This is a genomic window from Bacillus sp. Root920, assembly GCF_001429445.1.
Classification (GTDB): Bacteria; Bacillota; Bacilli; order Bacillales; family Bacillaceae; genus Bacillus; species Bacillus safensis.
Genome location: NZ_LMJV01000001.1, coordinates 1,059,762 through 1,080,443 on the forward strand (window position 1 = coordinate 1,059,762; position 20,682 = coordinate 1,080,443).

Here is a 20,682-nt window from a genome sequence, read left to right on the forward strand (position 1 = left end):
TCATTATATCATTTCATGTACAAAGTAGATATGATAAAAGGAGGGTTTTTTTCTTTAAAAAGAACACCCGTTAGGATGTTCTTTCTATCGTATAGGTCTTATTCAGCTGATAGCGTGAACGCTTGGTGGAGACGTTTCAGTCCTTCTCTGACTGTTGCAGCAGGACAGCCGAGATTCATCCGAATAAAGCCGTCTCCTTCGTGTCCGTACACGTGGCCAAGCTCTAGGATCACTTTCCCTTTTTTCAGCAGATTCCGTTTCAATTCCGCTTGACTGAATTGATAATCCCGAATGTCCAGCCACAATAAATAAGAAGCATCTGGTTTCATATAACGCATATTTGGAAGATTTTCGTCGATATAGTCCATCGCCGTCTTCATATTGCCTTCGAGATAAAGAACAAGGGCATCGAGCCACTCATCCCCGTGGCGGTATGCTGCTTCCATCGCTGGAATCGCAAAGGCATTCAGTTTGGACAGTCCGTTTCTTTGCACTTCATTGTTGAAAAGGGTTCTTTTTTCTTCATCTGAAATGATAATAGCAGATGCCTGGAGCCCCGCTAGATTAAAGGTTTTACTCGGCGCAATACACGTTACTGTGATATGTGCAATGTCGTCAGAAAGGCTGGCGAAGGGCACATGCTGCTTCCCGTAAAGCATCAAATCCGAGTGAATCTCATCTGAAACGACTGTGACTCCATGCTTCACACATAGGTCTCCGACTCGCTTTAATTCCTCTTTTGACCATGCTCTTCCGGACGGATTATGCGGATGGCAAAGGAACATGAGCTTTGCCTGTGGTCTGCTCAGTTTTTTCTCTAAATCATCAAAATCCATCATATAGCGGTTGTTTTCTATTTTTAAAGGATTGGTTGAGACTGTACGTCCATTTCGTTCAATCATTTGATAAAAAGGTGTATACACTGGTGACTGTATAACTACTTCGTCGTGCGGTGCTGTAAAGGCTTGAACAGCAAAACTAAGTGCCGTTACGATTCCTGGTGTGAAGGTGACGGCATCTGTCTGGATTGTCCATCCATGTCTTCTTTTGAGCCAGCCAGCGACTGCCTGCTGCGTATCCTGATCTTGAAATGCATAGCCAAATACACCGTGATCTAATCGCTCTTTCAATGCATCAAGGACGACCTGCGGAGCTTTAAAATCCATATCAGCCACCCACATCGGGAGGGCATCTGTTGTCAGGAACAAAGACTCTGCTTGATCCCATTTCACTGATTTTGAACCTTTACGTATGATTTGTTCGTCGAAATTCATGAAACCCACCTCTAGCTGTTTTTCAACCATTCTTGGTTGTGCTAAAATAAACATCACAAAATTTATTATAAGCGGTGATACCGATGAAAGATAGTCAAGCTGTAGAAGAGATGATTCAATTTATTAAGGCATGGGACCCTTTTCATTATGGAGAGGATTTTTATGAAACGGAGCCTGCTGACGTCATCAGTGCATTATACGACGCAGAAGACCCGTTATCTTTAGCAAAAGAGATTCAAGCCATCTACCATCACTCATTTGAACAGCTTCTTCCGATAGAGAGCTGTCAGCATACAGCGAATCAGCTTTTTGTCATACGAGACAGCAGCTCCTGTTCACGCTAAGACAGGCTGAAATGTCCGATTTGATCAGACACAAAGACCGGATTTTCCTCAGGAATGAGGTGCCCGGTTTTTTTTAATGCATGTAAGGTCGAATTAGGCAGATCTTTGTGCAGTCTTTCGCCTATTTGAATGGGAACGATTCGATCTTCCTCGCCCCAAATGAGCAGCACGGGTGTTTCCATTTTCTTTAAAACGTCCGAGGTTAAATCTCCTTCCCGGTGCCGAATCAAACGAAATATCCCCCGAAAGATTTGATCATCTGAAAACGGCTTTAAATAGCCGTCGACCATCTCTTGATCAATGATGGAATGATCATGTACAACGGCTGTTAAATTTTTCATAATGCCCTGCTTTAAAAGCTTTCTTTTTAGATACAGATAAAAATAAGGAATATATGTGCTGTAAACAAGTGATCTTTTTGACTTATTCAAATAGCCTGAGCTGCACAATAGAACCGCCTTTTCAAATAGATCCGGCCGTTCAGATGCAGCATATAAGGCGATCTGTCCACCCATTGAATGGCCCACTAGAATTGCATGCTGAATCTGTAAATAACCAGCTAGCTCTATAATAATTTTTCCCATGTTGCGATAGCTGTAAATAAACGTATTCGACTTCTCGGACTGTCCAAATGGCGGTAGATCAATCGCAATTAAATTGAAGTCCTGTTTCAGAAGCGGGATGAGCTTTCGATAGCTGAAGGTAGAAGAGAAGAGACCGTGAATTAAGATCAATGTTTTCTTGCCTTCATTTGGATAGTGCTCGTAATAGATATCTAAACCGAATGTACTTTTCATATAAGCTGGCTGCACAATGTCCACATTCTTCACTCCGATACTTGATACTCTCTCTGTTAGGTGACTGTATTGTACCCTAAAAAGTGGATTTTAAGCTATCATTAGAATCTTTTCCCTGCTTAGCATAATGGGAAAAACGTGCTATAATGTTCAGAAGATTTTTTAAAACTAGCTTTTATAATCTGAGGTGTGAAATCAAATGAAACTAACAGAAAAAGAAACTGAAATATTAGAGATTTTAGATGAAAACAGCCGCGCCGATTTAAATACAATTGCAAAAATGGCAGGCGTGACAACAGAAGAAGCCGAAGCCATCATTCAAAAACTTGAAGATCAAAAAGTTATTATTGATTATTCAACCATGATTGACTGGCGAAAAGTGGATGGTCATGAAGGCGTTACAGCAATGATTGATGTAAAAGTGACACCAAAAAGAGGCGTCGGATTTGATGAAATTGCTGAACGGATTTATCGGTTTCAGGAAGTGGAGTCTGTCTATCTCATGTCAGGTGTTTACGATCTTTCCGTTGTGATCCGCGGAAGATCAATGTCTGATATTGCCCGCTTCGTATCTGAAAAATTATCGACACTTGATTCCGTTGTTTCAACAACTACCCACTTTATTTTGAAAAGATATAAACATGATGGGAAAGTGTTTGAAACAGGAGACGATGACAAAAGAATCGTGGTGTCTCCTTAAATGAAAAAGTCTTATTTATCTGAAACGGTACAAAGCATTCAGCCGTCAGGTATTCGGAAATTCTTTGATTTGGCTGCCACAATGGAAGGGGTTATCTCCCTTGGTGTCGGTGAGCCGGATTTCGTGACAGCTTGGAATGTCAGAGAAGCAAGTATTATGTCATTAGAACAGGGACTGACCTCTTATACGGCGAATGCCGGTTTAATTTCTTTGCGAAAAGAACTGAGCCACTATTTATATAAGCGGTTTCACATTGATTACAGTCCAGAAGAAGAACTCATTATCACGGTTGGCGGAAGCCAGGCACTTGATTTGGCCTTTCGTGCGATTTTAAACAGCGGAGATGAAGTAATCATTCCAGAGCCTTGTTTCGTAGCATACGGGGCACTTACAACACTAGCAGGCGGAGTGCCTGTCTATTTAAGTACAACCGCTGAAAAAGATTTCAAAGCAGATTCTGCTGATCTTCACACAAAGCTGACGCCGAAGACAAAAGCTATTTTGCTTTGCTCGCCATCAAATCCGACTGGGTCTGTTTATTCAAAGGAAGAGCTTGAAGATATTGCTCAATTTGCGAAAGAGCATGACCTGCTTATTATTACGGATGAGATTTATGCAGAGCTGACGTACGATGAAGCTTTTACAAGCGTCGCGGCTATTCAAGATATGAAGGAAAGAACGATCTTGATTTCAGGCTTTTCTAAAGGGTTTGCCATGACGGGCTGGCGTTTAGGATATGTGGCGGCACCACCTGTACTGCGGGATGCCATGCTGAAAATACATCAATATTCTATGATGTGCGCACCGGCGATGGCACAATATGCGGCAGAAGAAGCATTAAAAAATGGGCTTGAAGATGTAGAGAAAATGAAGAAAAGCTACAGAAGACGCCGTAATTTGTTTGTCGGCTCCTTAAATGAACTAGGACTTACATGCCATCAGCCAAACGGAGCGTTTTACGCGTTCCCATCGATTAAAAGCACAGGCATGACTTCAGAACAATTTGCTGAGGAGCTGCTCCTAAGTGAAAAAGTCGCTGTTGTTCCTGGGAATGTATTCGGACCGAGCGGTGAGGGTCATATCCGCTGTTCATATGCTTCGTCACTTGATCATCTTCAGGAATCACTTTCAAGAATTCAGCGCTTTTTGCAGGCTCGACAAGTGAAGGAAGAAGCATCAGCCATTTTAAAATAAAAAAAGGCATCAATCCAAACGGACTCATGCCTCACAAATTAGGGGGGAATACTAGAAAGCATTCTTGTTTTCAGGTATTCCCCCTTTTGTTCTCATCTAAACCCATTTAAAAAATATTTTGCGTAACTGCCCGTTCTGTGATATAGTTTTTAATTGCGTATAAACGAATATTAAAACATTTATTTAGGAGTTGTTATCATGGCGACAAAGTTTGAAGTAGGCAGTGTTTACACTGGTAAAGTAACAGGATTACAAGCGTATGGTGCGTTTGTTGCATTAGATGAAGAAACTCAAGGACTTGTGCATATTTCTGAAGTAACACATGGCTTTGTAAAAGACATCAACGAGCACCTTTCAATTGGTGACGAAGTACAAGTAAAAGTTCTTTCTGTTGATGAAAATGCAGGTAAAATCAGCCTTTCTATCCGTGCGACACAAGAAGCACCTGAAAGAAAAGAAAGCAAACCAAAGAAACAAAGACCACAGCAAGTGAAAGAAGAAGCTGCTGCACCACAAGGTTTCAATACGCTTAAAGATAAACTTGAAGAGTGGATTGAGCAATCAAACCGTAAAGACCTTATCAAGAAATAATAAAAAAGCACCGCTTCAAACGGTGCCTTAGATTGTTGACAAAGGGCTAAAATGATCTTTATTTTAGCCCTTTGTCTTTTTTTTCAGCGTGATAGAAAACCTTTGAAGTCTAGGAATGGCTGCTACTTTTGCGGAGCGAATTTAGAATTCGTGAGCACCAGCGCGCAGACCTGACAAAGAATGCGAGGGTTTGTCTACACGCCTTAGGCTGCCTCATGTAGGCAGCCTTTTTTATGTCCTTTTATTTAACGAACTTCTGGGTTCGGCTCGTCACGGCGAACAGCTTCTTCGCTTGGTTTGAACAACAGACCAAGGTTGACAAGACCTGCAATTCCAACAAGACCATAAATAATACGTGATAATGCAGAACCTTGTCCGCCAAAGATCGCTGCTACTAAGTCAAATTGAAAAAAGCCGATTAGTCCCCAGTTAATAGCACCGATAATCGTGAGCACGAGGGCAATACGCTGAATAGCACTCATCGTGATTCCTCCTTTCGCTACAGCATCAATACATTTATATTTTGCAGATTTTTAGCCAAACTATGCGTAAGAAAATGGATGAAAGCAAATTACTTTACTTTTGGAATGATTGAGGCGCATAATGTAGCGCGAGGAGGAGATCATATGGATCGATTTACTTATTGGAACCCAACGAAATTAATTTTTGGAAAGGGAGAAGTATCAGCCCTTTCAGATGAACTCAAACACTACGGAAAAAACGTATTACTTGTATATGGTGGAGGCAGTATTAAACGAAACGGCCTTTATGACCAAGTTGTCAGCATCCTAAAAGAATCAGGAGCTGCAATCACTGAACTTGCTGGTGTAGAGCCTAACCCGCGCTTAACAACAGTAAGAAAAGGGGTAGAGCTTTGCAAAGAAAACAACGTTGACTTTATTTTGGCAGTTGGCGGCGGTAGTGTCATTGATGCCACAAAAGCAATCGCAGCTGGTGCGAAGTACGATGGAGATGCTTGGGATATCGTGACACGCAAACACGTCCCAATGGAAGCTATTCCGTTCGGTACTGTGTTAACACTTGCCGCAACAGGCTCTGAAATGAACTCAGGATCAGTTATCACAAACTGGGAAACAAATGAGAAGTATGGCTGGGGAAGTCCAGCAGTTTTCCCGAAATTCTCTATTCTTGATCCAGTTAACACATTCACTGTGCCTAAAAATCATACGATTTATGGCATGGTTGACATGATGTCACATGTGTTCGAACAATATTTCCATCACACAGAAAATACACCTTATCAAGATCGTATGTGTGAAGGACTTCTTCGCACTGTCATTGAAACGGCACCGAAGCTGATCAACGATCTAGAGAACTACGAGCTGCGTGAAACGATTTTATTCACTGGCACAATTGCACTTAATGGCATGCTTTCAATGGGGGCACGTGGTGACTGGGCATCTCATAACATTGAGCATGCAGTATCTGCTGTCTATGATATTCCTCATGCAGGCGGTCTTGCGATCTTGTTCCCGAACTGGATGAAACATGTGATTCAAGAAAACCCAGGCCGTTTTAAACAATTAGCGGTGCGTGTATTCGATGTAGATCCTGCGGGCAAAACAGACGAAGAAGTTGGCTTAGAAGGAATCGACAAGCTGTCAGCTTTCTGGACAAGTCTTGGTGCACCAAGCCGTTTGGCGGATTATGACATCAACGATGAGAAAATTGATTTAATTGCAGACCGTGCAATGGCACGCGGTGAATTTGGTCAGTTTAAAAAGCTGAACAAAGAAGATGTTTTAGCCATTTTGAACGCTTCTTTATAATTGAACAACAAAGGGATAGCTGCTTGCGAGCAGTTATCTTTTTTTGAGTTCATCGTGTACATATGTTACAGTAGTCTTTCATGTTTTTGGATATATTCGTTGTAAGGAGATGTTTCAACAGATGGAGAATTTTATTTACTATAATCCAACTAAATTGATGTTTGGAAAAGGACAGCTAGAAGGACTCAAAAGCGAACTCGCTCGTTATGGAAAACGAGTGTTACTTGTATATGGCGGCGGCAGCATTAAGAAAAATGGTCTTTATGACAAAGTCATCAGTGCGTTAAAAGAAGCAGATGCTGAAGTATTTGAGCTGTCTGGCGTTGAACCAAACCCGCGCCTCACAACAGTGAAGAAGGGAATCGATATCTGCCAAAAGGAGAACATTGATTTCTTATTAGCCGTTGGCGGCGGAAGTGTGATCGACTGTACAAAAGCGATTGCAGCCGGAGCAGAGTATGACGGTGATGTGTGGGATATTATTTCAAAGAAAACAACCGCTCAAAAAGCGCTGCCGTTTGGCACAGTGCTGACACTTGCAGCAACTGGTTCAGAAATGAACCCAGACTCTGTCATCACAAACTGGGAAACGAATGAAAAATATGTGTGGGGCAGCTCTGTCACTCACCCTGCTTTTTCAATTCTAGACCCTGAGCATACGTATTCTGTGCCAGAAAACCAGACAGTGTATGGTATGGTCGATATGATGAGCCACGTTTTTGAGCAATACTTCCATAATGTAAAAAACACGCCTTTACAGGACCGGATGTGTTTTGCTGTTCTTCAAACGGTCATCGAGACAGCACCAAAACTGCTGGAAGACTTACAAAACTATGAGCATCGTGAGACGATTCTCTATGCAGGAACGATTGCTTTAAATGGCACGCTGCAAATGGGTTACTTTGGCGACTGGGCGTCCCATACGATTGAGCATGCTGTATCGGCTGTCTATGACATTCCGCATGCAGGCGGGCTTGCTATTCTCTTCCCAAACTGGATGCGCCACACGCTCGATCATAATGTGGAACGCTTTAAAAACCTTATGCTGAACATGTTTGACATCGAAACAGAAGGAAAATCAGATCGTGACATCGCATTAGAAGGAATCGACAAACTGTCAGCTTTCTGGACAAGCCTTGGTGCACCAAGCCGTTTAGCTGATTATGACATTGGTGAGGATCAGCTGGACAAAATTGCCGACATTGCAGCAAAAGAAATGGAATACGGTGGTTTTGGAAACTTTATGAAACTTAACCGTGATGATATTCTAGCGATTTTGAAAGCTTCTTTATAATCCAGATTGCCGCTTTTCATCCAGAAAAGCGGCTTTTTGCTATGCCAGTGACGATCACTTGATTTCAATAGCTAGTTCCGCTAAAGTGAAAGGGACAGAACTAACGTAATGGAGGGCTTACAAGCGATGACACATATTCAATTTGACTACTCGAAAGCGTTACCTTTCTTTCAAGAACATGAGCTTACATATTTAAAAGATTTTGTGAAGGTAGCCCATCATAATATTCATGAACAAACGGGTGCAGGCAGTGACTATTTAGGCTGGGTGGACTTGCCGAAGCAATACGACCGTGAAGAGTTTGCCCGCATTAAAAAAAGTGCAGACAAAATTAAGTCTGACTCTGACGTCCTGCTCGTTGTCGGAATCGGCGGGTCATATCTAGGTGCACGTGCGGCGATTGAATTTTTGAACCATTCTTTCTATAACACTTTGCCAAAAGGCAAGCGCAAGACACCGCAAATCATTTTTATTGGAAACAACATCAGTTCTTCCTATTTAACAGATGTGATGGATCTATTGGAAGATGCAGATTTCTCCATTAACGTGATTTCAAAATCTGGTACAACAACAGAGCCAGCCATTGCGTTCCGCATCTTTAAAAAGCTCCTTATTGAAAAATACGGTGCTGAAGAAGCGAAAAAACGTATTTATGCGACAACTGACAAGGCACGCGGTGCACTTAAAACATTAGCAACTGAAGAAGGCTACGAATCATTTATCATCCCTGATGATGTTGGTGGACGCTATTCTGTATTAACAGCAGTCGGTCTTTTGCCAATTGCTGTGAGCGGTGCAGACATTGATCAGATGATGGAAGGTGCGGCAAAAGCAAGCGAAGATTTCGCTTCATCTGAGCTTTCTGAAAATGCAGCTTACCAATATGCTGTCGTCCGCAATGTCCTTTACAATAAAGGCAGAACAATTGAAATGCTGATTAACTATGAGCCAGGCCTGCAATATTTCGCAGAATGGTGGAAGCAATTATTCGGTGAAAGTGAAGGGAAAGATGAAAAAGGAATCTATCCTTCATCTGCTAACTTCTCAACAGATCTTCATTCACTTGGCCAATATGTTCAAGAAGGAAGAAGAGACTTGTTTGAAACAATCGTGAGTGTAGACAAGCCTCGACATGAGCTTGTAATTGAAGCAGAAGAACAAGACCTTGATGGCTTGAACTATCTAGCAGGAAAAACGGTTGATTTCGTCAATAAAAAAGCATTTGAAGGAACGATGCTTGCCCATACAGATGGAAAAGTACCGAACCTTATCGTGACAATTCCTGAGATGGATGCTTATACATTCGGATACCTCGTGTACTTCTTTGAGAAAGCATGTGCGATGTCTGGATATTTACTAGGCGTCAATCCATTTGATCAGCCTGGAGTAGAAGCTTATAAAGTAAATATGTTTGCTTTACTAGGAAAACCAGGCTTCGAAGAGAAAAAAGCAGAGCTTGAAAGCCGTTTAAAACAATCATAAGAACAAAAAGCACACCTTTTCATAAAGGTGTGCCTTTTTTGTTTTCTACAGATTCCTGTGCAAGCTTTCCTATGTTCTGTACATAGAATAATGAATGGAGGAGGGTGAAAAATGAGGACGAATCATATTTATATTCATGATATTTCTGGTCAGGCGATCGTGAACTTTGGCAATGTCGGACGCATTTGTTCTAAGAGTGCTACGAAGGAAACAGCAGGTTCCGGCAGTGATAACGAGACGAATCAATCAACCAATCAAAGCTTATTTGATGCCGCGTTTACAAACAATGTCCAAATCGCGAGAGGAAATGTATGAATTCCTCTCTTTAACGAACCCTAATAAAAAAAGGAGGGGTTCGTATGATTCATGTACCATCCAGGCTGCCTGGTGAAAGCTTTTCACTTTACCATTTAGAAGAAACGATGAAGCCGCTCGGTTATGTCATTAATGGGAACTGGGATTATGATCACGGGTATTTTGATTATAAAATTGATAACCGTGATGGCTATACCTTTCTCAGAGTTCCTTTTACAGCCGAGAAAGGCCAGCTCGATCAGCCAGGTGTTGTGGTGAAAATGGGACATCCATTTCTCTTAAAGCATGTATATCAAGACAAGTTAGATGATCATGCGATGGTTGGAAATGTGGGCGCATCCTTTAACCAATTCCAAGAACCAAAAGAGAAAGATGGGGATGTATCAAAGGCTTATGCTGAGATTGGTTTTTCGCTCGTCAAGGAATTGGAAGACGCACTGCTTTAAAGGCTGATCAGTTCATCCTCTGGATGAAGCTCATAGCCAAAGGGAGGATTCATCATGGGTCCTTCTTTTTTTTGTACGCCGACGATGATCACATGATGCTCTAAAAAATGATGGAGCGCTGTTAAGAAGGTTTCTCCGGCTAATGAAGCTGGTACAGGTATGATGGTGACGTGTTTATGCAGCGTCATATGTTGTTTTTTCTTAAACGCCGTAAGCTGTTCCTTTATCAGAAAATGTTCAACCATTAAATGATTGACAGCATCAGAGGTATGAATGACTTGGTTGGCACCAGCACGTTCGGCATTTTTCACGTAACGATCTGTTAAGATTTCAATTAAACAATATAGCGAAGGGTTTAATCCTTTTGCTGCAAGTAAGGTTAAAACACTCTGCATATCGGCTGTCACTTCATTTTCATGCTGATCCGCGGTAATCATGATTGCATCTGCACCGGTAATGTTGGCTTTACGCAGTGTGACATCTTCAGTCCCATGTCCTTTAATAAAATGAACATTTTCCAAAAGAGGCCCTTCTTTCAAGGAGTCATCAATCAGCACAATCGGCATGGCTGGATCAATCGTTTGAAACGACTGAAGCAGTTTGTTCGTTTTCTCATTCCAGCCGACGATAATGAGGTGTCCTTTCCCCTTAAAGGCTACCTTGCCCTCAACATAATGGTGCTGCTTGCTGAACACAGCGGCGGCAAGTGTGGCGAAATAAGCGGTGACAAAGCTGGCTCCGATAAAAATGAGCGCCATACCTGCCACCTGCCCTGGCATGGTTTGCGGCACAAAATCACCGTAGCCAACCGTAGAGACTGTAATGAGTGCCCACCAGATCCCATCAAAGATCGTATGATACTGCTTCGGTTCAAGTAAAACGATTAATTGTCCAAAAAAGAGAAGCAAGAAACAGATGATAATGGCAATTCGAAGATAAAGTGGCCACCTTAGCCAAGCGATAAAGATACGGTTTGATTTCATCGGACTCTTCCTTTCAGGAGACTGCTAATGTCAGTATGCCCGATTGAGGAAACATTTTTTCATCTTCGTCATGTATTGAAATAGAACCCATATCTTAAAATAAGGGAGAAGAAGGAGGGAATTCGAATGTCGTTTGTTCAAAAGACCGTACTTCTTTTTATTGGCGCGCACTTTTTATCATCAGCTGTCATCTTACTCGTGTTTGATTTAAATGCTGTGAATCATTTTATGAATGATTTTTCATGGCTGCATTTTTTTCAAGACCTTTATGGTACAGGGACCTTTTATACAGCTTGCTTAGGTGTGTTCTTCTTTTTCATTGGTGCGGTTATTCCCCTAAAAAAGACCTAGTGCTTTTTGCTGTACATGGTACATAAAAGTCATTAAAATTGTAAATAAATATATAAAATAAAAAGGAAGCTGATGAGCATGCTGTTTTTTTATTTTTTAACATTTGCCGCATTGGGTTTATCATTTTGGGCACAATTTAAAGTGAAGAATAATTTTGAAAAGTATTCAAAGGTGGAAGCATCCAGTATGAAAACAGGTGCTGAAACCGCTCGATATATTTTAGATCGCAACGGGTTATATGACGTGCCCGTTGAACCGGTAAGAGGAACTTTGACTGATCATTACGACCCGACGCAGCGTGTGGTTCGTTTATCTGAACCTGTGTACTACGGCCACTCCATTTCGGCCATTTCAGTCGCATCACACGAGGTTGGACATGCCTTGCAGCATCAGGAATCCTATGGTGCGCTTGTTTTGAGACATAAGATCTTTCCTGTCGTGAACTTTGCATCTGGTGTTGCTCCGCTTCTTTTCCTAGGTGGAATTTTGCTCAGCAGCCTTAACTTAATTGGGCTTGGGATTATTTTGTTCTCAGCAGCTGTATTCTTTCAGCTTGTGACATTGCCTGTCGAGTTTAATGCAAGTTCTCGTGCAAAAGATATCATTGTTTCAGAAGGAATCATTAGAAGCAGTGAAGAAAGAGGCGTGAACAAGGTGTTAAATGCTGCAGCTCTGACATACGTAGCAGCGGCCCTTGTCTCCCTGTTTGAATTGCTCCGTTTTGTAATGATCTTCCTAAATGGCCGTAATGATTAATTGATGCCAGAGGAGGTGAGCCCTTACCAGTGTTAGGTAAGGGTTTTTTTTGTATATTTTAAACGTATTTTTAGTCATATTACTCATTGCTGCGACAGCATTTTTTGTTGTCACTGAATTTGCGATTGTGAAAATTAGAGGCTCTAAAATCAACCAGCTGATCGAAAGCGGGGATAAGAGAGCCATCCATGTTCAAAAGCTGATATCAAATCTCGACGAATATTTATCCGCCTGCCAACTTGGCATTACCATCACGGCTTTAGGTCTAGGGTGGCTGGGTGAGCCGACGGTAGAGCATTTTCTGCATCCGCTGTTTGAAAAAATCGGGCTTCATTCTGCATTGACTGACATCCTTTCGTTTATCATCGCGTTTGTGATCATTACATTTTTACATGTCGTTGTGGGAGAACTCGCGCCTAAAACAATTGCCATTCAAAAGGCAGAGGCGGTCAGCCTTGTGACAGCAAAACCACTCATCTTTTTCTATAAAGTCATGTACCCGTTTATTAAGGCATTAAATGGGGCTGCACGAAGCATCGTGAAATTATTTGGTTATCATTCTGTCAAAGAACATGAAGTGGCGATCAGTGAGGAAGAATTGCGTCTCATTTTATCTGAAAGCTATGAGAAGGGTGAGATTAACCAATCTGAGTACAAATATGTGAATAAAATCTTTGAATTTGATAACCGAGTGGCAAGAGAGATCATGATTCCGCGTACAGAAATTTCAGCTATAGAGATTGAACAGACCTTAGAAGACGTGACCCATTATATGCTGAACGAAAGGTACACACGCTACCCTGTTATTAAAGAAGACAAAGATCATGTGATTGGTGTTATTAATAGCAAAGATGTATTTAAGGCGAGCTTCCTAAATCAAGATGTATCGATTGAAGACTTAATGCGTCCGGTGATCCGAGTGATTGAAAGCACCCCTGTTCAAGAATTGCTCATTTTGATGCAAAAGGAACGGATTCATATGTCAGTGCTCGTAGACGAATACGGAGGTACAGCGGGACTTGTCACAGTGGAGGACATATTAGAGGAAATTGTCGGAGAGATTCGAGACGAATATGATCAGGATGAAACACCTCACATCGTTAAAAAAGGTGATTTCCATTATGTGATGGATGGGAAAGCATTGATTGATGAAGTAAATGATTTATTGGATTTAGCCATTGAGAATGATGATGTAGATACAATTGCAGGCTGGATGATGACGCATAAATTTGATTTTGACATTGGAGATACGATTGAAGCAGAAGGCTGTGAATTTACGATCATTGATGCTGAAGACCACCATATTCGAACCATTGAAGTCAAAAAGGTTCACTTTTCTTAAAAACCTCGCATTGCTTGACGAGGTTTTTTTGCTTGGTAAACTTTAGATAAGAAGATTTGTTTCACATAAAAAGGGTATGGTTTTGATAGAAACGTGAAAAAGGAGCAGCTCATATGAAAAAAATCAATGTACAAACAGACAGACGCGATGACATGATCGACGTCACACATGAGGTTCTCCAATATGTCAGGGAAACAGGCATACAAAACGGAACTGTCATCGTCTATTGTCCACATACGACAGCCGGGATCACCATTAATGAAAATGCGGATCCAGATGTGAAACGGGATATGCTTCGCCGGCTTGATGAAGTTTTTCCGTGGGAACATCCAAAGGATCGCCATATGGAAGGAAATACGGCAGCACATATGAAAGCGAGTTATATGGGGGCGTCTCAGCATGTTCTCATTCATGATGGAGATCTTGTGCTTGGCACGTGGCAGGGAATCTATTTCTGTGAGTTTGACGGGCCGAGGCATCGTCATTTTTATGTACAAGTGTCGTCAAACGAGTAAGAGATGGGGGAAATAAATGTGGGATATCAAAAAGTTACTGCAAATCGAACATGGAATCATCCAAGCGCCAATGGCAGGAGGAGCTGTGACACCGCAGCTGGCAGCCGCTGTTTCAAATTACGGAGGGCTTGGCAGTTTGGCAAGTGGATATGTGCAGCCTGACGATTTGAGACAGCAGATTAGACAGGTCAAACAGCTGACAACTCACCTGTTTCAGGTCAATGTGTTTGTACCAGAGCCAATTCCAGATGTGAAAAAAGAGGATGTGGCGTTTTGGGAGAGGAAACTGCCTGTATGGCCCGAAGCTCATAGGATGCCAAGCGAAGAAGAATTGTGGGATGATTTTGAACAAAAAATCAACATTCTTCTGGAAGAAGACGTTCCGATTGTTTCCTTTACATTTGCCTGTCCAAAAGAACAAACGATTCACCGCTTAAAACAAAAGGGAATCTTTTTAATCGGAACGGCCACAACAAAAGAGGAAGCACTGCTTCTAGAGGAAAAAGGAATGGATGCCATTGTTCTGCAAGGAAGTGAAGCAGGGGGACACCGCGGCACATTTTTACGTGCAAAAGGAGACGCTCTGCTGGGACTCATCAGCCTGATCTCAGATGTCAAACCGGTCTGCCGCGTGCCTTTGATTGCCGCCGGAGGCATCACGGACCGATCAGGAGTCAAAGCAGCGCTAGCGCTTGGAGCAGATGCGGTTCAAATCGGTACACGGTTTTTAGCCAGCAAGGAAAGTGCTGCGGCAGAAGTATATAAGAAGGCTATTTTACAGGCAGAAGGCAGTGAAACAAAGGTGACCAGACTTTTTTCTGGGAAAAGAGCGAGAGGTATTGTGAATCAGTGGATGGAGGATGAAAGCCTGCATGAAGATCGGGTTCTTCCTTATCCGGTTCAGCATGTATGCACAACACCGATGCGAAAAGCAGCTGCTGCCGGCGGTAACCCTGATCAAATGGCTCTGTGGGCAGGACAGGGGGTTGGACGTATTCACTCGATTTTAAGCGTTGAAGACATCATGCACGAACTGACGCAGACATAAAATCAAGATGGGTGGTGTGACAGGATGGACATCTTAAAACATTCCTACCGAAAAAAAGGCCAGATTGAATTTTGGTTTGATGATTTCCCTCATTCTCCTGCTGTCCTTACGCCCATTCGTCATTACTATTTTGTTCGATACGTGAAATGGAACCGGCACGACTCGCCGGTTACAAGAAAAGATTTAGAAGAAATGGAGGTCCTTGCGAACACGATGCTTGGCACACTCCAAAATTATCGTAAACGCAGGCATACAAAAGCCCCTTGTCATAACCAAGAGACAAGAGGCTTTTTTTAGCTGCCAAACATTTGCCTGAGATAAATGACATCCATCCGGGTAGTCTGCGGTAATAAATAAGCGGATTGAACCGAACCTGGCCGTCTTCTCTTATTTAGTTTGTCGATAATTTCTGCCGCTGTTAAAATTCCAAGCCCATGACCGTAATATTGATCTTCTCCTAAGTAAATCACATTTTCTCCGCGCCATTGCGACTGCTGATAGCTAAACTCTGGATTTTCGAAATATAGACAATCCCCATAGATAAAATCATTCCCGCGCTCTGTATAAATCGACAAAGTATCATAGTGCCAGTCATACAGTGTTAAACTGCGAAGTCTTCGATTAAACTTCTCCTCTCCTACTGTTTGCAAGACCCCCATATAAAACACAATGACAATTGCCGTTGCACATTCAAAAGCATATTTTGAACCATTTTCAAAAATGTCTTTAATGCCTCTAGATGGCTCCACTTGATAGCGCAGCTCTAGTGCTCCTGCTTCCGATACTCGCCAAAACGCATCATTTGCACGCGATCTTTGAAAGATGGCGAATGAGGCACCGCTTTTATTCAAATCTCTTGCAGCATTCATAATGTTCGATCTTAAAGTGACCTCAAATAACAAATCAGATGCTTGCCTATAGCGGAACGTATCATTCGAAGCCTGTAACTGCATCAAAATGATCCGCTTTTGTCCCTCTAGCTGAAACGATGCCAGCTGCTCATTTGTCACTGGCTGTCCTGAAAGGATAATCATATGAAAAGCGCCCCCTTTTGTATTAGCGTATGCAGGGTGCTTGGGCAAGGAATCAATTTGTGAAAATAAACAAATTAGCATCCTTTTTATTTGAAAAACATGAAAATACTATGAAGATGTCCGATATAAAACATATCGTTTAAAAGGAGGAAAAACATGAAAAGTGCAATAAAATGGTTGAAAAAACCATCGATTTCCAAAAGACTGATTATTTCATTCACACTTGTTCTCGTCTTGCCAATCATTACACTTAGTACGATTTCATATCAGATTGCCAAAGAAGAATTAGATCATGAAATCATGTACGGAGCAAAAGCAAGAGTCAATGATATGAATGACATGATCGAGCAAAAGCTTTTGAATAAAGAAAACGCGGTGAAACTTTTTACTCAAACAACAACTGGTGCAGACTTTAAAAAGAAAAACCAGGACGAACTGTATGAGCATTTTGAAATATACAGCAAAATCAACGAAGATGATGTCGTTGGATTTTATGCAGCGAGTAAAAATCGTGATTTCATTCAGTTTCCTAAAGTAGACATGCCAAAAGGCTATGACCCAACAACACGCGATTGGTATCAGCAAGCGATGCAGGATGAAAAAGGCGAGCCAGTTGTCACCAATCCATACATTTCTGCTACAACAAACGGCATGGTGGTCACGATTGCCCAGCGACTGAAGGACGGGTCGGGAGCGATCGGAATTGACATTGATGTGCAAGACATTGTTGATAAAATCAAAGAAATTAAAATTGGACGAGAAGGATATCCAATTATTGCAAATAAAAGCAAACAAATTGTAGCCCATCCAGAAGAAAAATCAGGATCTGAAGTCACAGGAAATATTTCATCAATCCTTTACAGCGGAAAAGAAGGAACATCAACTTATGAGAATAAAGGAGAACAAAAACGTATCGTTTTTGTCACAAATGATTTAACAGGTTGGAAAATTGCTGGAACGATGTTTGTATCAGAAACAGAAGAAGCAGCACAGCCAGTTTGGAATTCTGCCATTATTCTTTTAATTTCTTCATTTATCCTTGGCGGTGTCGCTATCTTCTTCATTGTTCGCTCGATTACCATTGGACTGAGAAGGCTTGTTGATTTCTCAGAAAAGGTGAGTGAAGGGGATTTAACAGAAACCCTCGAAACCAAATCGAAGGATGAAATAGGAGATCTCACAAGAAGCTTCAGCAAGATGAGTGAATCTCTTCGTGACGTCATTCGCGCTGTACAGCAATCTGTCGACAACGTGGCTTCGGCTTCAGAGGAGCTGACGGCAAGTGCCAGCCAAACGAGTCAAGCAACAGAGCATATCACGATGTCGATTGAACAATTTTCAAATGGAAATGAAGCACAAAACGAGAAAGTCGAATCTAGTACGAATCAGCTTGTGGCAATGAACGAAGGATTACAAGATATGTCACAAACCTCATCTGAAGTGGCTGCTGTCTCTCTTCAATCAACAGAAGCTGCTGGTCAAGGCGGCCGAATTGTTGAAAGCACAGCGAGCCAAATGAAACATATTGATACATCTGTACAAGAAGCAGAGCAGGTCATGAAAGAATTAGAATACAAGTCTAAAGATATTACGAGTATTTTAAATGTCATTAACGGCATCGCGGATCAAACGAATTTACTTGCGCTTAATGCAGCAATTGAAGCAGCAAGAGCAGGTGAATCAGGACGCGGCTTCTCCGTCGTTGCAGAAGAAGTGAGAAAACTAGCTGTCCAATCTGCAGATTCAGCGAAAGAAATTGAGAAACTCATCCAAGAAATTGTGCTAGAAATTGCTAAATCTCAAGATATGTTCAAAGCAGTCAATCGAGAAGTAAACGCAGGACTCGGTATGACAGAAGAAGCAAAAGAAAGCTTCCAGCACATTTATAAGGCGGCAGAAGGAATGTCGAAAAAACTGTCGCAATTAAACGATACAGCCATAGACCTATCGAGCGGTTCAAAGCTTGTTTCACAAGCGATGCAGGAGATGCGCCAAGTCTCTAGAGAAAGCGCAGCAAACATTCAGGACATTGCGGCTTCTGCAGAAGAGCAGCTAGCATCTATGGAAGAAATCACATCTTCTTCTGTGACACTTGCCAACATGGCAGAGGAACTAAAAGAGCTCACAAGTCAATTTAAAATTAATTAAATGATGATGAAAAGATATCCAGAATTGTCTGGATATTTTTTTTATTTTTAAACCTCCCTTCCAGCCTCTAAAAATAAACCTTTCATCCGATAATAACTTTAGAGAAGTAAAGGGGGAAAGTTAAAATGGGAAAAATGATCCAATGGTTCAAAAAACCATCCATTTCAAAGAAATTAATCATTGCCTTTTTGGTCGTCCTTATTCTGCCAACTGTGGCACTGACAATTAGTGCGTTTTTTACATCAAAGACAGAGCTAGACAAACAGATTATGGGCAGTGCGATGAGTCAGGTCAATGCATTTGATACCTTAATCAATGAGAATATTGGCAACAAATCAGATGCCGTGACACTGTTTTCAGACTCGCTCAAAGCGTCTAATCTTCAAGAAAAAAATAGAAATGCGACCATTAAAGAATTACAGCAATTTGGAAAAATTAATGAAAAAGATGTATCCGCAATCTATGCAGGCTCTGAAAAGGGATTGTTTATGCAATATCCAGTTCAAAAGATGCCAGATGGCTACGATCCAAGAGAACGTCCATGGTATCAAGAGGCATTGAAAGCAGAAAACGGAAAACAAGTCATCACAAAACCATATGTAGCAGCATCCACAGGCAAAATGGTTATCACAATTGCCCAAAAAATGAAAGATGGTTCAGGTGTCATTGGTCTTGATATGGAAATAGACAGCCTGCTCCAAAAACTAAAAGAAATCAAAATTGGGCAAAAAGGCTATGCTTTCATCATGGAGAAAGATAAAACCGTTTTAGCAGATCCAACCCAAAAGCCAGGAAGTCAAGTCAATGAAAATCTGGCCAGCATTATTTTTAAAAACAAAGAAGGAAGCGGCAGCTATACCCTCAAAGGAACAGATAAAAAGGTTGCATATGTCACCAATGAATTAACCGGCTGGAAAATTGGTGGAACGATGCTCGTATCTGAAGTAGAAGAAGCGGCAAAGCCCGTTTTCAATACAGCCATTATCGTATTCAGTGTCACACTCATTGTAGCAGGAACCCTCATTTTCTTTATCGTCCGCTCTATTTCAAAAAGATTATCCAACCTTGCCCGCTTCTCGAAAAAAGTCAGCGAAGGTGATTTACGCGATAAGCTTCAGGTCCAGTCAGATGACGAAATTGGACAAGTTGGTAAAGGCTTTAATACGATGATTGACTCATTGCGATCTCTCATTGGAGCCGTTCAAACTTCAGTTGAAAATGTCGCATCTTCATCAGAAGAACTGACTGCCAGCGCAGGACAGACAAGTAAAGCAACAGAGCATATTACACTAGCCATTGAACAATTCTCCAGCGGAAATGAAAGCCAAAATGATAAAGTCGAATTGAGCTCAGTCGAGTTAGAGGAAATGAACCGTGGTCTTCAACATATGAATGAATCGGCTGAATCTATTACGGCTTCATCGATCAAATCAACAGATATTGCAGGGGAGGGCGGCCAGCTTGTTGAAAAAACCGCTTCTCAAATGAATGTCATTGATCAGTCCGTGAAAAAAGCAGAGAATGTCATCAGTGCGCTTGAAAGTAAATCTAAAGACATTACCCAAATTCTCGGTGTCATCAATGGAATTGCCGATCAAACGAATTTACTTGCACTAAATGCAGCGATTGAGGCAGCAAGAGCCGGTGAATCTGGCAGAGGCTTCTCCGTTGTAGCAGAAGAAGTAAGAAAACTGGCGGTTCAATCTGCGAACTCAGCAAAAGAAATTGAGAATTTGATTAAAGAAATCGTGCAAGACATCGACGTATCACAGGAAGTATTCACTGCGGTGAATCGAGAAGTTCAATCAGGCCTAAGCTTCACTGAACAAACGAAAGTAAGCTTCCACAATATTTTCGAAATGACAAAAGAAATTTCTGACCAGCTTCAAACAATGAATCAAACCGTTGTCCAGCTTTCAAAAGGCTCTGCACATGTGTCAGAGGCTGTACGTGAGATTGCAGATGTATCACGTGAAAGCTCGGCAAATATTCAAGACATTGCTGCTTCAGCAGAAGAACAGCTGGCATCAATGGAAGAAATCAGCTCGTCCTCTGCCACACTCTCTTCGATGGCAGAAGAATTACGCGATTTAATTAGCAAATTTAAGGTTGAATAGACAGGAAGAAAAGAGCCTCCAGCTAGAGGCTCTTTTTCATTTAGTAAATCAAAAGAAATGGGTAATTATACTTATTTTTCGGGTTTTTCGAACATTATTTCTTGAAAAATAATTCATATTACCTAAGAATAGAAGAGAAAGACCACAAATCATAAATCAAA

The 20,682-nt window shown here is 41.6% G+C and carries 22 protein-coding genes and 2 pseudogenes; 19 read left to right on the forward strand and 5 right to left on the reverse strand.

All coding sequences use genetic code 11. The features are described from left to right. Positions 1–98: 98 nt before the first annotated feature. Positions 99–1,274, reverse strand: coding sequence for a MalY/PatB family protein (locus ASE42_RS04965; protein WP_056765917.1), 1,176 nt, complete (start codon positions 1,272–1,274; stop codon positions 99–101). Positions 1,275–1,357: 83 nt separating this feature from the next. Between ASE42_RS04965 and ASE42_RS04970 the strand changes: the two genes are divergently transcribed. Then, positions 1,358–1,618: a YugE family protein gene (locus ASE42_RS04970; protein WP_041107617.1), complete on the forward strand. Its 261-nt coding sequence runs from the start codon at positions 1,358–1,360 to the stop codon at positions 1,616–1,618. On the opposite strand, the gene ASE42_RS04975 is transcribed toward ASE42_RS04970, so the two are convergent. Then, on the reverse strand, positions 1,615–2,439 hold the full coding sequence (locus tag ASE42_RS04975) for an alpha/beta fold hydrolase (RefSeq protein WP_041107616.1): 825 nt from the start codon (positions 2,437–2,439) through the stop codon (positions 1,615–1,617). The genes ASE42_RS04970 and ASE42_RS04975 overlap by 4 nt on opposite strands. Positions 2,440–2,614: 175 nt before the next feature. On the opposite strand from ASE42_RS04975, the gene ASE42_RS04980 reads away from it, so the two are divergent. The 3 genes from ASE42_RS04980 (at position 2,615) to yugI (ending at position 4,900) form a co-directional block, all read left to right on the forward strand. Then, complete coding sequence (locus ASE42_RS04980; RefSeq protein ID WP_003213765.1) at positions 2,615–3,115, forward strand: Lrp/AsnC family transcriptional regulator; 501 nt, start codon at positions 2,615–2,617, stop codon at positions 3,113–3,115. Continuing rightward, entirely contained in the window at positions 3,116–4,309 is a 1,194-nt protein-coding gene (locus ASE42_RS04985; protein ID WP_056765919.1) for an aminotransferase, read from the forward strand. A gap of 198 nt (positions 4,310–4,507) precedes the next feature. Next, positions 4,508–4,900: a S1 domain-containing post-transcriptional regulator GSP13 gene (gene yugI, locus ASE42_RS04990; RefSeq protein WP_008345795.1), complete on the forward strand. Its 393-nt coding sequence runs from the start codon at positions 4,508–4,510 to the stop codon at positions 4,898–4,900. A 245-nt stretch (positions 4,901–5,145) separates the two neighbouring features. Here yugI and ASE42_RS04995 read toward each other — a convergent pair whose 3' ends face one another. Further along, positions 5,146–5,382 carry a DUF378 domain-containing protein gene (locus tag ASE42_RS04995; RefSeq protein ID WP_003212952.1) on the reverse strand — a complete coding sequence of 79 codons (237 nt, stop codon included), beginning with the start codon at positions 5,380–5,382 and terminating at the stop codon, positions 5,146–5,148. Positions 5,383–5,526: 144 nt separating this feature from the next. On the opposite strand from ASE42_RS04995, the gene ASE42_RS05000 reads away from it, so the two are divergent. The 5 genes from ASE42_RS05000 to ASE42_RS05020 all read left to right on the forward strand — a co-directional run bounded on the left by ASE42_RS05000 (position 5,527) and on the right by ASE42_RS05020 (position 10,227). Then, positions 5,527–6,690, forward strand: coding sequence for an iron-containing alcohol dehydrogenase (locus tag ASE42_RS05000; protein WP_034622115.1), 1,164 nt, complete (start codon positions 5,527–5,529; stop codon positions 6,688–6,690). A 121-nt stretch (positions 6,691–6,811) separates the two neighbouring features. Beyond that, a complete protein-coding gene (locus tag ASE42_RS05005; RefSeq protein ID WP_024423294.1) occupies positions 6,812–7,984 on the forward strand; it encodes an iron-containing alcohol dehydrogenase in 1,173 nt (390 codons plus the stop codon). A gap of 126 nt (positions 7,985–8,110) precedes the next feature. After that, the gene (locus ASE42_RS05010) at positions 8,111–9,466 is read left to right on the forward strand and encodes a glucose-6-phosphate isomerase (protein WP_041107612.1); all 1,356 of its coding nucleotides are present in this window, start codon (positions 8,111–8,113) and stop codon (positions 9,464–9,466) included. Between the two features lie 111 nt (positions 9,467–9,577). Beyond that, positions 9,578–9,781: a spore germination protein gene (locus ASE42_RS05015; protein WP_226015519.1), complete on the forward strand. Its 204-nt coding sequence runs from the start codon at positions 9,578–9,580 to the stop codon at positions 9,779–9,781. A 44-nt stretch (positions 9,782–9,825) separates the two neighbouring features. Beyond that, positions 9,826–10,227: a YugN-like family protein gene (locus ASE42_RS05020; RefSeq protein WP_024423291.1), complete on the forward strand. Its 402-nt coding sequence runs from the start codon at positions 9,826–9,828 to the stop codon at positions 10,225–10,227. On the opposite strand, the gene ASE42_RS05025 is transcribed toward ASE42_RS05020, so the two are convergent. Further along, a complete protein-coding gene (locus ASE42_RS05025; RefSeq protein WP_056765921.1) occupies positions 10,224–11,210 on the reverse strand; it encodes a potassium channel family protein in 987 nt (328 codons plus the stop codon). The two genes, ASE42_RS05020 and ASE42_RS05025, sit on opposite strands and share 4 nt — an antisense overlap. Before the next feature lie 126 nt (positions 11,211–11,336). On the opposite strand from ASE42_RS05025, the gene ASE42_RS05030 reads away from it, so the two are divergent. The 6 genes from ASE42_RS05030 to ASE42_RS05055 all read left to right on the forward strand — a co-directional run bounded on the left by ASE42_RS05030 (position 11,337) and on the right by ASE42_RS05055 (position 15,519). Beyond that, on the forward strand, positions 11,337–11,561 hold the full coding sequence (locus ASE42_RS05030; RefSeq protein WP_041107610.1) for a hypothetical protein: 225 nt from the start codon (positions 11,337–11,339) through the stop codon (positions 11,559–11,561). 81 nt (positions 11,562–11,642) lie between these two features. Next, positions 11,643–12,317, forward strand: a complete 675-nt coding sequence (locus ASE42_RS05035; RefSeq protein ID WP_024423288.1) for a zinc metallopeptidase — start codon at positions 11,643–11,645, stop codon at positions 12,315–12,317. Between the two features lie 49 nt (positions 12,318–12,366). After that, the gene (locus ASE42_RS05040; RefSeq protein WP_024423287.1) at positions 12,367–13,659 is read left to right on the forward strand and encodes a hemolysin family protein; all 1,293 of its coding nucleotides are present in this window, start codon (positions 12,367–12,369) and stop codon (positions 13,657–13,659) included. A gap of 113 nt (positions 13,660–13,772) precedes the next feature. After that, positions 13,773–14,174 (forward strand): secondary thiamine-phosphate synthase enzyme YjbQ, encoded by a 402-nt coding sequence (locus tag ASE42_RS05045; RefSeq protein WP_039181060.1) that lies wholly within the window; start codon positions 13,773–13,775, stop codon positions 14,172–14,174. Between the two features lie 16 nt (positions 14,175–14,190). After that, on the forward strand, positions 14,191–15,222 hold the full coding sequence (locus ASE42_RS05050; RefSeq protein WP_056765923.1) for a nitronate monooxygenase: 1,032 nt from the start codon (positions 14,191–14,193) through the stop codon (positions 15,220–15,222). 24 nt (positions 15,223–15,246) lie between these two features. Then, positions 15,247–15,519 carry a hypothetical protein gene (locus tag ASE42_RS05055; RefSeq protein WP_056765925.1) on the forward strand — a complete coding sequence of 91 codons (273 nt, stop codon included), beginning with the start codon at positions 15,247–15,249 and terminating at the stop codon, positions 15,517–15,519. Here the strand turns inward: ASE42_RS05055 and ASE42_RS05060 are convergent. Then, positions 15,516–16,256 (reverse strand): protein-glutamine gamma-glutamyltransferase, encoded by a 741-nt coding sequence (locus tag ASE42_RS05060; protein WP_056765927.1) that lies wholly within the window; start codon positions 16,254–16,256, stop codon positions 15,516–15,518. The genes ASE42_RS05055 and ASE42_RS05060 overlap by 4 nt on opposite strands. Before the next feature lie 339 nt (positions 16,257–16,595). Between ASE42_RS05060 and ASE42_RS19430 the strand changes: the two are divergent. The 4 genes and pseudogenes from ASE42_RS19430 to ASE42_RS19445 all read left to right on the forward strand — a co-directional run. Then, a pseudogene (locus ASE42_RS19430) lies at positions 16,596–17,462 on the forward strand (cache domain-containing protein); the annotation flags it as partial. Between the two features lie 114 nt (positions 17,463–17,576). Then, positions 17,577–18,404, forward strand: coding sequence for a methyl-accepting chemotaxis protein (locus ASE42_RS19435; protein WP_404841354.1), 828 nt, complete (start codon positions 17,577–17,579; stop codon positions 18,402–18,404). Between the two features lie 281 nt (positions 18,405–18,685). Next, a pseudogene (locus ASE42_RS19440) lies at positions 18,686–19,576 on the forward strand (cache domain-containing protein); the annotation flags it as partial. After that, entirely contained in the window at positions 19,571–20,521 is a 951-nt protein-coding gene (locus ASE42_RS19445; RefSeq protein WP_390892037.1) for a methyl-accepting chemotaxis protein, read from the forward strand. The pseudogene ASE42_RS19440 and the gene ASE42_RS19445, both read left to right, overlap by 6 nt. Positions 20,522–20,682 lie beyond the last annotated feature (161 nt).

What these genes read in the sequence shown, in the direction of transcription:
- ASE42_RS05055 (WP_056765925.1), top strand. Translation starts at nt 15,247, where the DNA reads ATGGACATCTTAAAACATTCCTACCGAAAAAAAGGCCAGATTGAATTT.
- ASE42_RS04995 (WP_003212952.1), bottom strand. Translation starts at nt 5,382, where the DNA reads ATGAGTGCTATTCAGCGTATTGCCCTCGTGCTCACGATTATCGGTGCT.
- ASE42_RS05020 (WP_024423291.1), top strand. Translation starts at nt 9,826, where the DNA reads ATGATTCATGTACCATCCAGGCTGCCTGGTGAAAGCTTTTCACTTTAC.
- ASE42_RS05015 (WP_226015519.1), top strand. Translation starts at nt 9,578, where the DNA reads ATGAGGACGAATCATATTTATATTCATGATATTTCTGGTCAGGCGATC.
- yugI (WP_008345795.1), top strand. Translation starts at nt 4,508, where the DNA reads ATGGCGACAAAGTTTGAAGTAGGCAGTGTTTACACTGGTAAAGTAACA.
- ASE42_RS05010 (WP_041107612.1), top strand. Translation starts at nt 8,111, where the DNA reads ATGACACATATTCAATTTGACTACTCGAAAGCGTTACCTTTCTTTCAA.
- ASE42_RS05005 (WP_024423294.1), top strand. Translation starts at nt 6,812, where the DNA reads ATGGAGAATTTTATTTACTATAATCCAACTAAATTGATGTTTGGAAAA.
- ASE42_RS05030 (WP_041107610.1), top strand. Translation starts at nt 11,337, where the DNA reads ATGTCGTTTGTTCAAAAGACCGTACTTCTTTTTATTGGCGCGCACTTT.
- ASE42_RS05050 (WP_056765923.1), top strand. Translation starts at nt 14,191, where the DNA reads ATGTGGGATATCAAAAAGTTACTGCAAATCGAACATGGAATCATCCAA.
- ASE42_RS04985 (WP_056765919.1), top strand. Translation starts at nt 3,116, where the DNA reads ATGAAAAAGTCTTATTTATCTGAAACGGTACAAAGCATTCAGCCGTCA.
- ASE42_RS19435 (WP_404841354.1), top strand. Translation starts at nt 17,577, where the DNA reads ATGTCGATTGAACAATTTTCAAATGGAAATGAAGCACAAAACGAGAAA.
- ASE42_RS05045 (WP_039181060.1), top strand. Translation starts at nt 13,773, where the DNA reads ATGAAAAAAATCAATGTACAAACAGACAGACGCGATGACATGATCGAC.
- ASE42_RS05025 (WP_056765921.1), bottom strand. Translation starts at nt 11,210, where the DNA reads ATGAAATCAAACCGTATCTTTATCGCTTGGCTAAGGTGGCCACTTTAT.
- ASE42_RS04970 (WP_041107617.1), top strand. Translation starts at nt 1,358, where the DNA reads ATGAAAGATAGTCAAGCTGTAGAAGAGATGATTCAATTTATTAAGGCA.
- ASE42_RS19445 (WP_390892037.1), top strand. Translation starts at nt 19,571, where the DNA reads ATGATTGACTCATTGCGATCTCTCATTGGAGCCGTTCAAACTTCAGTT.
- ASE42_RS04980 (WP_003213765.1), top strand. Translation starts at nt 2,615, where the DNA reads ATGAAACTAACAGAAAAAGAAACTGAAATATTAGAGATTTTAGATGAA.
- ASE42_RS05000 (WP_034622115.1), top strand. Translation starts at nt 5,527, where the DNA reads ATGGATCGATTTACTTATTGGAACCCAACGAAATTAATTTTTGGAAAG.
- ASE42_RS04965 (WP_056765917.1), bottom strand. Translation starts at nt 1,274, where the DNA reads ATGAATTTCGACGAACAAATCATACGTAAAGGTTCAAAATCAGTGAAA.
- ASE42_RS05060 (WP_056765927.1), bottom strand. Translation starts at nt 16,256, where the DNA reads ATGATTATCCTTTCAGGACAGCCAGTGACAAATGAGCAGCTGGCATCG.